The sequence below is a fragment of the Marinobacter sp. MMG032 genome, from assembly GCF_040112695.1.
Taxonomy (GTDB): domain Bacteria; phylum Pseudomonadota; class Gammaproteobacteria; order Pseudomonadales; family Oleiphilaceae; genus Marinobacter; species Marinobacter salsuginis.
This window is the reverse complement of the sequence record NZ_CP157802.1, coordinates 3,418,389-3,430,649: the sequence shown is the minus strand read 5'-3', so window position 1 is coordinate 3,430,649 and position 12,261 is coordinate 3,418,389. Positions and strand designations below refer to the sequence as shown.

General features: G+C 57.3%; 11 protein-coding genes and 1 pseudogene. 3 read left to right on the top strand and 9 right to left on the bottom strand.

All coding sequences use genetic code 11. The features are described from left to right. Position 1 precedes the first annotated feature (1 nt). Both paaE and paaZ read left to right on the top strand, forming a co-directional pair. A complete protein-coding gene (gene paaE, locus ABNF92_RS15790; protein ID WP_153633831.1) occupies positions 2 to 1,081 on the top strand; it encodes a 1,2-phenylacetyl-CoA epoxidase subunit PaaE in 1,080 nt (359 codons plus the stop codon). 87 nt (positions 1,082 to 1,168) lie between these two features. Further along, positions 1,169 to 3,214 carry a phenylacetic acid degradation bifunctional protein PaaZ gene (gene paaZ, locus ABNF92_RS15785; RefSeq protein ID WP_349342677.1) on the top strand — a complete coding sequence of 682 codons (2,046 nt, stop codon included), beginning with the start codon at positions 1,169 to 1,171 and terminating at the stop codon, positions 3,212 to 3,214. A 121-nt stretch (positions 3,215 to 3,335) separates the two neighbouring features. Here paaZ and ABNF92_RS15780 read toward each other — a convergent pair whose 3' ends face one another. From ABNF92_RS15780 to ABNF92_RS15755, 6 genes and pseudogenes are all read right to left on the bottom strand, one after another. Next, positions 3,336 to 4,040, bottom strand: coding sequence for an ABC transporter ATP-binding protein (locus ABNF92_RS15780; protein ID WP_286810315.1), 705 nt, complete (start codon positions 4,038 to 4,040; stop codon positions 3,336 to 3,338). 210 nt (positions 4,041 to 4,250) lie between these two features. Beyond that, positions 4,251 to 4,679, bottom strand: a pseudogene (locus ABNF92_RS15775) (hemerythrin domain-containing protein); the annotation flags it as partial. A gap of 38 nt (positions 4,680 to 4,717) precedes the next feature. Continuing rightward, complete coding sequence (locus tag ABNF92_RS15770; RefSeq protein WP_291906224.1) at positions 4,718 to 5,476, bottom strand: ABC transporter ATP-binding protein; 759 nt, start codon at positions 5,474 to 5,476, stop codon at positions 4,718 to 4,720. Continuing rightward, complete coding sequence (locus ABNF92_RS15765; RefSeq protein ID WP_349342676.1) at positions 5,473 to 6,480, bottom strand: branched-chain amino acid ABC transporter permease; 1,008 nt, start codon at positions 6,478 to 6,480, stop codon at positions 5,473 to 5,475. Before ABNF92_RS15765 ends, ABNF92_RS15770 begins: the two co-directional genes overlap by 4 nt. Further along, positions 6,480 to 7,355 (bottom strand): branched-chain amino acid ABC transporter permease, encoded by an 876-nt coding sequence (locus ABNF92_RS15760; protein ID WP_291906228.1) that lies wholly within the window; start codon positions 7,353 to 7,355, stop codon positions 6,480 to 6,482. The genes ABNF92_RS15765 and ABNF92_RS15760 overlap by 1 nt, the downstream gene beginning before the upstream one ends. Positions 7,356 to 7,437: 82 nt before the next feature. Next, on the bottom strand, positions 7,438 to 8,595 hold the full coding sequence (locus tag ABNF92_RS15755; protein ID WP_349342675.1) for an ABC transporter substrate-binding protein: 1,158 nt from the start codon (positions 8,593 to 8,595) through the stop codon (positions 7,438 to 7,440). A gap of 304 nt (positions 8,596 to 8,899) precedes the next feature. On the opposite strand from ABNF92_RS15755, the gene paaX reads away from it, so the two are divergent. Continuing rightward, positions 8,900 to 9,868, top strand: coding sequence for a phenylacetic acid degradation operon negative regulatory protein PaaX (paaX, locus tag ABNF92_RS15750; RefSeq protein ID WP_069182863.1), 969 nt, complete (start codon positions 8,900 to 8,902; stop codon positions 9,866 to 9,868). A gap of 7 nt (positions 9,869 to 9,875) precedes the next feature. On the opposite strand, the gene ABNF92_RS15745 is transcribed toward paaX, so the two are convergent. Genes ABNF92_RS15745 through yeiP form a run of 3 tightly spaced genes read right to left on the bottom strand, consistent with a single transcriptional unit; the run spans position 9,876 to position 12,210 of the window. Beyond that, complete coding sequence (locus tag ABNF92_RS15745; RefSeq protein ID WP_349342674.1) at positions 9,876 to 10,385, bottom strand: acyl-CoA thioesterase; 510 nt, start codon at positions 10,383 to 10,385, stop codon at positions 9,876 to 9,878. Between the two features lie 44 nt (positions 10,386 to 10,429). Then, a complete protein-coding gene (locus ABNF92_RS15740; protein WP_349342673.1) occupies positions 10,430 to 11,614 on the bottom strand; it encodes a YbfB/YjiJ family MFS transporter in 1,185 nt (394 codons plus the stop codon). A 29-nt stretch (positions 11,615 to 11,643) separates the two neighbouring features. Beyond that, entirely contained in the window at positions 11,644 to 12,210 is a 567-nt protein-coding gene (yeiP, locus tag ABNF92_RS15735; protein WP_069182860.1) for an elongation factor P-like protein YeiP, read from the bottom strand. Between the last annotated feature and the right edge of the window lie 51 nt (positions 12,211 to 12,261).

Sequence of the window (12,261 nt, the reverse complement as noted above, 5' to 3'; positions counted from 1 at the left end):
CATGAACAAATTTTACTCACTGACCCTCAAAGAGGTCAGACCTGAAACAAGAAACGCCGTATCACTAGCTTTTGACGTGCCGGAAGATCTGGCAGACAAATTTCATTACCAGCAGGGCCAGCACCTGATCGTGCGCACCAAGCTGGATGGCGAGGAAGTGCGCCGCTCCTACTCGATCTGCCGCAGCGTCAACGATCAGGAACTGCGCATTGCGGTCAAACAGGTTCCCGGCGGTCGCTTCTCCACGTTCGCCAACGAGCAGCTCAAGCCCGGCCAGACTCTCGAAGTCATGCCTCCCCAGGGCCACTTCTCCATCGATCTGGACCCGGAACGCGAAGGTAATTACCTGGCCGTTGCTGCTGGAAGTGGCATTACCCCGATCCTGTCGATCGTGAAGACCACTCTGGAGACCGAGCCCAAGAGCGAGGTCACCCTGTTCTACGGCAACAAGGCTACCAGCAGCACCATGTTCCGTGACGAACTCCAGGACCTGAAGAACGAGTACATGTCCCGCCTGAACCTGGTGTACATCTTCACCCGTGAAGAGCAGGACATTGACCTCTACAACGGCCGCATTGATCACGAGAAATGCGACAAGCTGTTCGACCACTGGATTGACGCCAAGGAACTGACCGCAGCGTTTATCTGTGGCCCGCAGATGATGACCGAAACCGTGCGTGACTCACTGCTCAAGCACGGCATGGAAAAGAGCAAGATCCACTTTGAACTGTTCACCCCCGCCGGCGGTGTACCACAGTCCCGGAAAGACCGGGATCCGGCCCACGTCGATCCCCAGTCAATCAGCGAAGTGACCGTGATCGCCGATGGCCGCTCCCTGACCTTCCCACTGGTGCGCGATACCAAGAGCATTCTTGATGCCGGAAACGAAGAAGGCGCCGATCTGCCGTACTCATGCAAGGCCGGTGTCTGCTCCACGTGCCGCGCCAAGGTCGTGGAAGGTGAAGTGGAGATGGACCAGAACTTTGCTCTGGAAGACTACGAGGTGGAAGCCGGTTACGTGCTTTCCTGCCAGTGCTACCCGATCAGCGACAAGGTGGTTCTGGACTACGACGAGATGTAGTTTCCGCCCTCAAAACAAGATACGAGCAAGGCAAGTTCCGCAGCAGCGGAGCTTGCCTTCGCGTTTCAGAAACGAATGGAGTTTCCCATGTCAGTCCTGAAAAGTTTCATTGCCGGCCAGTGGGTCGGTGAAAAGCCCGCCAAGGCTTTGCCCAGCGCGGTGAATGGCGAGATCGTCGCCCACACCCACGACGACACTCTCGATTTCAAAAACGCCGTTGAGTATGGCCGCAAGGTTGGCGGCAAGAACCTGATGGCGATGGATTTCCAGGAGCGCGCCCTGGCCCTGAAGGCCATGGCCCTGTACCTCCAGGAGCACAAGAAAGAACTCTACGCCCTGTCGATGCATACCGGTTCCACCAAGGGCGATAACGGTATCGATATTGATGGCGGTTTCGGCACCCTGTTCTCCTACGCCAGCATGGGTCGGCGCGAACTGCCGTCAGGCAACGTGGTTCACGAGGGGCCAGTAACTCCGCTGGGCAAGAACAACCACTTTGCCGGTACCCACATTCTGGTTCCCCGTGGTGGCGTGGCGGTTCACATTGACGCCTACAACTTCCCGGTGTGGGGCATGCTGGAGAAGTTCGCGCCCACCTTCCTGGCGGGCATGCCATCCATCGTGAAGCCGGCTACCTCTACTTCCTACGTGACTGAGCTTGCCGTGCGCCTGATGCACGAATCCGGCGCGCTTCCGGAAGGAAGCCTGCAGTTGATCATCGGCAGCACCGGCGACCTGTTTGACCACCTGGAAGAGCAGGACGTGGTGACCTTCACCGGCTCCGCCGCCACCGCGCGCAAGCTTCGTAACCACCCGAACATCATCAACCGTTCGATTCCGTTCAACGCCGAGGCGGACTCCCTGAACAGTGCAATCCTCGCCCCGGACGTGACCCCCGAGCACGACGAATTCGATGTCTTCGTAAAGGAAGTGGGCCGCGAGATGACCGCCAAGGCCGGTCAGAAGTGTACCGCTATCCGTCGTATTCTGGTTCCAAAAGGCCAGGTGGATGCGGTCTGCGACAAGCTCAAAGAGCGCCTGTCAAAGGTTACTGTTGGCGATCCCTCTGTAGAAGGCGTTCGCATGGGTGCACTGGCCTCCATCGACCAGCTAGAAGATGTAAAAGCCAATATCCAGGAACTGCTCAAGACCAGCGAGCTGGTTATCGGTGGTGACGGAAGCTTCAAGGCCACCGGCGAAGGCACCGAGAAGGGCGCTTTCATCGAGCCGCACCTGCTGCTGTGCCGTAACCCGGAAAACGGTTGTGGTGCTCACGACATTGAAGCGTTCGGCCCCGTGGCTACGGTGATTCCTTACGACACCATCGAGGATGCCGTTGAGCTGTGCTCCAAGGGTCGCGGCTCACTGGTTACCACGCTCACCACCCGCGATCCCGCCATTGCCGGCAAGGTTGCGCCTCTACTGGCTGCGTTCCACGGCCGTCTGCACCTCCTGGATGCCGAAGCGGCGAAAGAGTCCACTGGCCACGGTTCCCCCCTGCCGATGCTCAAGCATGGTGGCCCCGGTCGTGCCGGCGGCGGTGAGGAACTGGGCGGTATCCGTGCGGTACACCATTACCTGCAGCGCACCGCGATTCAGGGCTCCCCGACCATGCTCGCAGCGGTTACCCGTGAGTATGTGCGTGGCGCAGACGTTATCGAAACCGAAGTACACCCGTTCCGTCGCCATTTCGAGGACCTGCAGATCAACGAGTCTCTGCTGACTCATCGTCGTACGGTGACCGAAGCAGACATCGTGAACTTCGGCTGCCTCTCCGGTGACCATTTCTACATGCATTTCGATGAACTTGCCGCCCGGGAATCCCAGTTCGGCAAACGCATCGCCCACGGTTACTTCGTACTGTCGGCCGCGGCCGGCCTGTTCGTTTCCCCGGGCGAAGGCCCGGTCCTGGCGAACTACGGCCTGGATACACTGCGGTTCATTGAGCCGGTTGCGCCGGGAGATACCATCCGGGCGAGGCTGACCTGCAAGCGCAAGATCGATCAGGGTCGGACATCCCCCGACGGCCACCCCCAGGGTGTGGTGGTATGGGACGTCCAGGTGACCAACCAGAACGACGAGCTGGTTGCTAGCTACGACATCCTGACACTGGTTGCCAAGAAGCCCGAGTAACACCGGGCTTCCCTGCTTTCTCCCTGTCCTGGACCCCAGGGAGAAAGCCTCAGGCAAATAAAAGGGGGACAGGTCGCAAGACCTGTCCCCCTTTTATTGGTCAGAAGAAAATGCCTGGCGGTTACATGCCCAGGTAGGCCTCCCGGACCTTCTCGTTGCTGAGCAGTTCACGGCCGGAGCCTTCAATAACCACCTTGCCGGTCTCCAGCACATAGCCGCGATCGGCCAGCGCCAGCGCCTGGGACGCATTCTGCTCCACCAGGAAGATGGTGATACCCTCTTCCTTGAGCTCTTTAACGATGTTAAAGATCTCCTCAATGATCAGTGGCGCCAGCCCCATACTGGGCTCATCCAGAAGCAGCAGCCTCGGCTTGGCCATCAGGGCGCGCCCCATAGCCAGCATCTGCTGCTGACCACCGGAGAGTTCACCCGCCAGGTTATGGCGTTTCTGGCGCAGTATCGGGAACTTGGTATACATCCGTTCCAGATCGTCCATCACCTCGGGGGTTTTGCCCCGGGTATAGGCACCCAACAGCAGGTTGTCGTGCACACTCAGGTCCTTGAAAACCTGCCGGCCCTCGGGCACCTGAACAATGCCTTCAGCCACTCGCTGATCGGCACTGATCCTGGACAGATCCTTGCCCTCGAAGGTGATAGCACCGCGGTCAGTGGGCTGCAGACCGGAAATGGTCATCAGCAGGGTGGATTTGCCGGCACCGTTGGCACCAACAAGTGACACGATTTCACCGCTGTTGATGTGAATATCCACATCATGCAGAACTTCGATCTGACCGTAGGACGTCACCAGCCCCTTGATGGACAGCATTTCCTCTTTGGCGTGAGGAGCTGTCACCCGGTCCGCGTGCTTGAGCCCCAGTCCGCCGAACTTCTCCGGGGTGTAGCTGACAATCTGGTGCCGCAACTCCCGGAACTCTTCCCGGACCCGCTCACCGAACAGCGGATCATTTTCAACATCCCGCGCTTCAATGATCTGCTGCCAGTCTTCTTCGGTCAGCAGTTTACGGGCCCGCGGAATGACCACGCCCTCTTCCTTGCGGATATGCTTGCGCAGGGCTTCGGTAAAGCGCGCCAGGGCATGACTGAACTCCTCTCGGCCTTCCGGCCAGTTTTGTTCGCAGTCAGTCAGCAAACGGCGGAGTTCCACCAGCTTTTCATGACCAATGACATAGCCCTTCGCCAGCTTCTCCAGCAGGGGCGCTGTCTCGGGGGACTTCTCACTGAGCCGCTTGTAAAGCTCGATGTCCGTGGGCGTGCTGTGGACCCTCTGGGAGAAGTGCTGAATGTAATCGAAAATGGTGGTCAGCAGCCGCTCATCCGGGCGCTGATCGTTGAGGTTCATATCACTCAGCAACTGGTCCAGCAGATCCAGAATCCGCCACAGTGCCTGGTGTTCATGAACAATAATCCGTACGGCCTGCTCGCTGCGTGACTGGGCAGGCGCCATTTCAGTAGTTTGCTCGCTCATGTGAAATGTCTCCTTGCTCAGCCACCCAGGTAGGCGGCGATAACATCCGGGTTCTGGCGGATTTCCTCGGGGGTTCCTTCAGCCAGAACACGGCCGTAGTTAAGCACCAGCAACCGGTCGGATATCCCCATTACCAGTTTCATGTCGTGCTCAACCAGCATTACCGTGGTGCCCTGATCTGCAATCTTCCGGATCAGTTCTTCCAGCGCAGCGGTTTCAACCGCGTTCAAACCGGCTGCCGGCTCGTCCAATAGAATTACCTTGGGTTCTGCCGCCAGTGCCCGGGCAATCTCCAAACGCTTCAGCGCGCCATAGGACATCGCCGAGGCTTCGGCATCAAGGTAGTCACCGCATCCTACATATTCCATGAGTTCCGCCGCACGCTTGCGAGCCGCCGCTTCGTTGCGGCGCAGGGAAGGCAAACGGAACAGCGTGGTAAACAGATTGCTCTTGAGCTGCAGGTGTCGACCCAGCATCACGTTTTCGATGGCGGTCATGTTCATGCAGATCTGCATCTGCTGGAAGGTGCGGCACATGCCCCGCTCAGCCAGCTCATTCGGCTCCAGTTTTGCGGTGCTTTCACCGTTCAGCAGGATCTCACCCTTGGTTGGCGTATAAAGGCCGGTGATCAGGTTGAACAGAGTTGTCTTGCCGGCACCGTTGGGACCGATGACGGAATAGACCTGCCCGGCTTCCACAGAGAAGCTGACACCCTCGACCGCATGCACACCACCAAAGGCTTTATCCAGCCCTTTGACCTCAACAAGTGCTGTCATGCCTCACCTCCGGCTTTTTTCCACATCTTCTTGGAAACAAAAGCGTTCAGAGTCGGGAGCAGCCCCTTGGGCATAAAAATCATCGTAAGCATCAGGATCAGGCCAAACATCACGTGTTCCAGCTCCTGGAAATCCGCCAGAACCTGGGGCAGCAATTTCAGCACCACGGCACCGAGAATCACTCCGAAAGTCGATCCCATGCCACCCAGTACAACCATGGTGATGAAAAGGATTGAGAATTCGAAACTTGCTACTGCGGGCGTTATGAAGCCCTGGAAATGGGCATACAGGCTACCCATGAGACTGGCGTAAATCGCAGAAATCACGAACACCAGGCTTTTGTACTTCGCTGTGTTCACACCGACAACACTGGCAGCTACTTCCGAGCCATGAACCGAACGCAACGCCCGGCCAATGGGTGACTCGATGAGGTTCAGGGCAAACCAGACCGCCACCAGAAGCACAACGCTGGCAAAGATATACCAGGCCTGGAAGCCTTCAATCTTCATTCCAAACAGCGAATAGCTGCCGAAAGTGCTGAGTTGCCAGCCGAACACCTCAAACGCCGGCACAGGCATGCCGTCTGGCCCGCCCGTCAGCGCCCGCTCGTTGTTGAGGATGATGGCAATAATGAAGCCCACCGCGAGGGTGGCCATGGAAAGATAGTGGCCCTTCAAGCGCAGAATCGGACGACCGACAATCCAGGCAATAGCGCCCACAGCAATGGCACCCACCACCAGTGCGGGCACCGAAGACCAGCCATAGGTGCCGGTCGCGATACCGGTAAAGTAAGCGCCCAGCCCGAAGAAACCAGCGTGGCCAAGACTGATCTGGCCAGCAAAGCCCACCAGCAGATTAAGACCAACCACCGTAGCGGCAATGATCGCCATCTGGGTAACCAGCTCGTAATGGAACGGGTTGCCCAGAAATGCGGGAAGAATGACAAGAATCAGGGCAAGAATAATCAGCCCCCGGAGACGCGACTGCATAAACGTATTCAACATCAGACGCGCTCCACTACCTTGGCACCGAACAATCCACGGGGCATGAAGAAGAGCACCAACAGGATCATGGAGAATGCCACGGCATCCTTGTAATCGGATGAGATGTAGCCGGCCGCCATGGCTTCAACGATACCGAGAGACAGACCGCCGACAACCGCACCGACACCGCTGCCCAGACCGCCAATCGCAGCGGCGACAAATCCTTTCAGCCCGAGAATGATACCGATGTCGTAGGAAGTAAACGTAATCGGTGCCACCACGATTCCGGCCACCGAACCCAATAGTGCTGACACCATAAACGCCAGCATGAGAACCATCTGGGTCCGGATACCAACGAGTCGTGCAGCTTCCTTGTTCATGGAAGTAGCCAGAATAGCTTTACCAATCAATGTCTTGGTAAAGAACAGCACCAGGCCTACCACCAGGATCGCACCTATTCCGAGTACCCAAAGGCTCTGGCTGTTCAACACCGCTCCAAACACCTCGATGGGCTGGTCGGTGCTGAAATTCTGCATCACATGGTATTCCTTGCCCCAGACAATCTGGGCAATACCACGAATGAAGATCGACGCACCGATGGTGATAATAATAAGGGTTACAACATCGGCCTGCTTGGCCGGCGCAATCGCGAAACGTTGCAGGGCAATGCCGAGGATGCCGGCCAGAATCACAGCCAACACGACTGCGAGAATCATGGGCACACCCATGGCCGTCAGGGAAACCGTGGCCATGCCTCCAATCATCAGGAACTCGCCCTGGGCGAAGTTGATGACGTGACTGGCGTTATAGATCAGCGTAAAGCCGAGGGCTATCAGGGCGTAGGTCGCACCGATAGTAATCCCGGTGAACAGGTACTGTAAGAATTCTGCGAGCATAGCGGTGGTTCCGGTCGAACATCGGCTGGCGATTGCCCCAGGGGGAGGAGCATCGCCAGCCGCGAGACAGGTTAAAGGAGTATCAGTTAATCAGCTTCCATTCGCCGTTCTGGACTTCCAGAATGCGGAAGGATTCCGGATCAAGGCCGTTGTGGTCTTCCGGTGACATGTTGAACACACCGGTTACGCCAACATAGCCATTGATGTTTTCCAGCGCGTTGCGAACAGCTTCCGGATCGGTAGAACCGGCTTCTTCCATCGCACGAACTGCCAGCATCAGGCCGTCGTAGGCGTAGGCACCGAAGGTGGATACCCTGGAATCCCAACGGGCCTCGTATTCAGCCTTGTAGTTCTGAACCACTTCTTTCTGGGGATCATCATCCGGCAGGGAATCCGGAACCAGCAGCGGGGAAGCAGGCAGACGCAGACCTTCTGCAGAAGAACCAGCCAGCTCCAGGAAGCTGTCAGATGCAACACCGTGAGACTGGTAGAACGGAAGTTCCATGCCCAGCTGGGCATAGTTGCGAGTCACGATGGCCGGACCCTGACCGAAACCGAAGTTCAGGACCGCTTGCACACCACTTGTGTTACGGATATTGGTCAGCTGGGCGGTCATGTCTGTATCAGATCCGCTGTAGGTCTCATCGGCCACTACTTCCATGCCCATCTGCTCGGCGACTTCCAGAGTCTGGGTGCGGCCGGAGCTGCCGAATCCGCCGGTGCCGGAGATCAGACCAAACTTGGTGATACCGCGGTCTTTCATGTCGGCGAGAATCCGCTCAGCCGCCATCCGGTCGGTCTGCGGCGTCTTGAAGACCCATTTTTTGACAGGATTGGTGATAACCACCGCACCGGCCAGAGAGATGAACGGAACCTGAGCCTGCTCAACCAGAGGAACCGCCGCCATGGTGGCGCCGGTAGTACTGCCGCCGACGATGATATCGACCTGGTCTGAACGGATCAGGCGACTGGCAAAGTTACGGGCAGAGGAAGCGTTGCCAACGTCGTCATAGTGAATCAGTTCCAGCTGACGACCAAGGACACCACCTTCTTCATTGATTTTTTCAACGTACATTTCGAGCGTTTTCAGCTCGGGATCACCAAGGAAGGATGCCGGCCCTGTGACGGACAGGAACGATCCGATCCTGATGGGATCCGCAGCCTGGGCGCTCATCATCATGAGACTGGCTGCTGCTACGGCTGCGCATTTTCCTGCGCGACGAATCACTGTTTTAAACATTGTTTTTGTTCTCCCGAATTGTGCAGGGGCTTGAATTTATGGTTTTCCGGTCGTCCCTGATTACAGCACTCCTGATGTTCGCTACCGGTAAATTCGATACCATTGACGAATATCAAACGAAGTTATTGTATCATAACTCTCGTGTCAACCGATTTCACGGCACTCGGCCACAGCTCTTTCAGTAAAGCCGACACTGGCGCAACGTGCCAGCGCGGTAAATAGAAAGACAAGCCTTTACCTGACACGTAAGAACCGCATAATACGTGCAACTTGTTTCATTGATTCTTATTTGCGAACTCAGGCCATGACTGCAAAAAGCCAGCTAGAATTGCTCGTCAAGAATTTCCAGAAGAAGCGGCCGCTGCGCGCAGGCTCCCTCATCATTACCATCTATGGCGATGCCATTGTTCCCCGGGGTGGCAATGTCTGGCTGGGAAGCCTGATGAAGCTGGTTGAACCCATGGGCATCAGTCAACGACTGGTACGCACGTCGGTGTATCGCCTGGTTCAGGAATCCTGGTTGCAGACAGAAAAGGTGGGGCGCTGCAGTTACTACAGCCTCACGGGACCTGGCCTGCGCCGGTTCGAGCAGGCTTTCCAGCACGTCTATAACCTGGACACCGAGGAGTGGAGCGGGAGCTGGTGCCTGGTGTATCTGAACCAGTTGTCACCAGAGCTCAGGCAGAAGGTTCGGGAAGAGCTGAAATGGCTGAGTTTCGGCAGCATGGCCCCAGGGCTGATGGAACATCCACGATTTACCCGCAGCGAGCTGATTCCGATGCTGCAGGAATGGGGCGCCCTGGAAGACACCATTGTCATGCAGACCATGCCCATGGAGCAGAAGAGCCCAAGGGCCCTGAGGCTGCAGGTCCGGGAGAGCTGGAACCTTGAGGAACTCGGCGGCCGGTACCGACGGTTTCTGAGCCAGTTCCGCCCACTATGGCGGGAGCTTCAGTCGGAAGACACCCTCAGCCCTGAAGAGTGCCTGATTCTCCGCATACTTCTGATCCACGAATACCGCAAGATCCTTCTGAGGGATCCGCTGTTACCGGATGAACTGTTACCCGGAGACTGGGAAGGTCGCAGTGCCAAGCAGCTGTGTCGCAACCTGTACCGGCAGATCTACGTACGCGCCGAGCAGTGGCTCGACGAAAACCTGGAAAACGCCTCTGGCCCCCTTCCCGGTCCTGGTGAAAAGTTCTACAAGCGTTTTGGCGGATTGAGAGACACCGCGCCCACGACAGAACCCAGAACAGAACCGGAAGTGCTATAAACCATGGCTAATCAGAGGATTGCCCGTCAGCGGACGAGAGCTGTTCTCTGGTTGCCAAACGCCCCTCGCGACGGATTTCCGCATTCTTGAAGCGGCGTTTCTGTTCGGCCGTCTCGGGAATCACTTCTGGCACGTCCACCGGCCTGTCATTGTCGTCCAGTGCAACAAACGTGAAAAAGGCCGAAAGAATATGCCGGGTATCGCCGGTGTAGCTGTTTTCGGCCTCCACCCTCGCGCCGATCTCCATGGACGAACCCCAACTCCGGTTCAGCGACAGGCTGAACAACAGCGTATCGTTACCCTTCGCCGGCGCCCGGAAATGGATTGAGTCCACGGCAGCCGTCACACAAACATGGGCGGAATGGCGCTCCGCAACCACCAGAGCCAGCCGGTCGCACTTCGCCATGATCATGCCGCCGAACACCGTGTTATGGGAATTCATGTCGTTCGGAAACACCTTGTAAACGTGCTTCTCAACAGCGGATGCTGATACGGGCTTTGAAGGCTTTCCTGGCATGATTTCCTTTTCCTCTTCGAGTGACATTCGATTGCGGAATCAATTTAACCCGCTATCGCGGCTTCGCCCTGACGCTGCTGCGCGCGCCTCGCCAGGTGAAGCATAACTACCCCCAACGCCATCACCACCAGCGTCAGCCACAGACCGTTGGTGTAATTGCCCTCCACGTCGGCGAGATAGCCAACCACCGCCGGCGCCACCATCTGTGCAATGCCATAGCTGAACGTCAGCCTGCTCATGGGGCGTGATGGATTTTCCGGGAACACCCGCCCCACCATTGCCAGCATCATGCTGACAATACCGATAAAGCTCGCGCCGTAAATAACCGAACTGAGCATCACACTGGCGAGGCTGGTGTTCACGATCAGCATCAGGATGCTGACGGAGTTCAGGATGTAAGCGAGATACAAGGCCAGCCACTGCCCCCAGCGGCGGGAGAACACATCCCACAACCAGCAGGCCGGCGTTGCGGCAAGGCCTGCTATCAGCCAGACCAGCCAGCCCTGCCCCTGAAGCTCGGGCATCGATTCCGCAATGGCTACCAGGAAGGTTGCCGTTACCACATAGCCCACGCCGGCGCAGAAATACGCTAGCTGGAGGATCCGTATGAACCGGCTGCGTTCATCACCTGTTTTGGCCGCACCTGTTTTCGGCAAGGCACAGGCCCTATAGTCCGGCATCCAGCGCCAGGCAGGCACTAAAAGCGCAAGGGCCACGAGGCCGTAGATTACCCACTGCTGATCCCAGGTAAACGGATCCTTGATCAGCTCCGCGGTAACGGCGGTCAGGACAATCCCGAGGCCGATACCGGAAAAGAACACCCCAAGCTCGGACTTCTGGTTGTGCTTGATCAACCAGCTCATCAGCAGGCCGGCGCCAAGCAACATGCCCGCGGAGGTGCTCAGGCCGGAGATGAAACGCAGGATGAACCACAGCCACACATTGGTGGTGTACCCCATGAGAACCGTCGAAACCACGGCAACCACCAGCCCGAGCTGGTAAAGCCTTACCTTGAGACCGAGGTCGCTGATGCGGGTGATGAGCACTGCGCCAGTCAGGTAGCCGGCGTAGTTCACCGTTGCCAGCATCCCAACAACGGATTTGCTTAGCCCCAGTGCCGCGACCATTTCCGGGATCATGGGTGTGTAGGAAAAGCGGGCAATACCCACCATCACCACAACAGCAATGACGCTGGCGACCAGCACCTTTATGGTTCCAATCGGCTTCACGGGTGTCCTTACTTCAGAGTGTCTTCAAATCAGGCGCGGCCAAGGAACTTGCGCTCCTCCACGTTAATGCGAATGCGATCTCCGGTGGAAATGTGCTCAGGAACCTGAACGACCAGCCCCGTTGCAAAACGGGCGGGCTTGGTTCTGGCAGTAGCAGAACCGCCCTTAACCGACGGATCGGTTTCGTCAATCACGAGCTCCACCGTTGGCGGCAGTGCCAGTGCAACCGGAGCATCCTTCAACAGGATGACCATCACGCCCTGCGTGTCCTCTGAGATGAACAGCAACTCGTCGGCGATGGCTTCACGATTCAGGCTGTACTGGGTGAAGTCTTCGGTATCCATGAACACATACTCATCGCCATCCGCGTAGGAGAAGGTGACCTCCCGACGGGTGAGATCGGCCAGGTTGAGCATGTCGGAATCCTTGAAGGTCTCGTCCAGCTTCTGGCCGGTGACCACGTCATACATGCGCATGCGGTAGAGACTGCCGCCGGCACGGCCCTGAGGCACTGAACGCTCAATATCCTTCACAAAATACACCCGACCATCGTATTCAACGGCGGAGTTCTTTTTGATTTCACTGGCTCTGGGCATGACTTCTGGTTCCGTAAAAATTGGGGTTTTGGGGCTGCTGATATACCACGA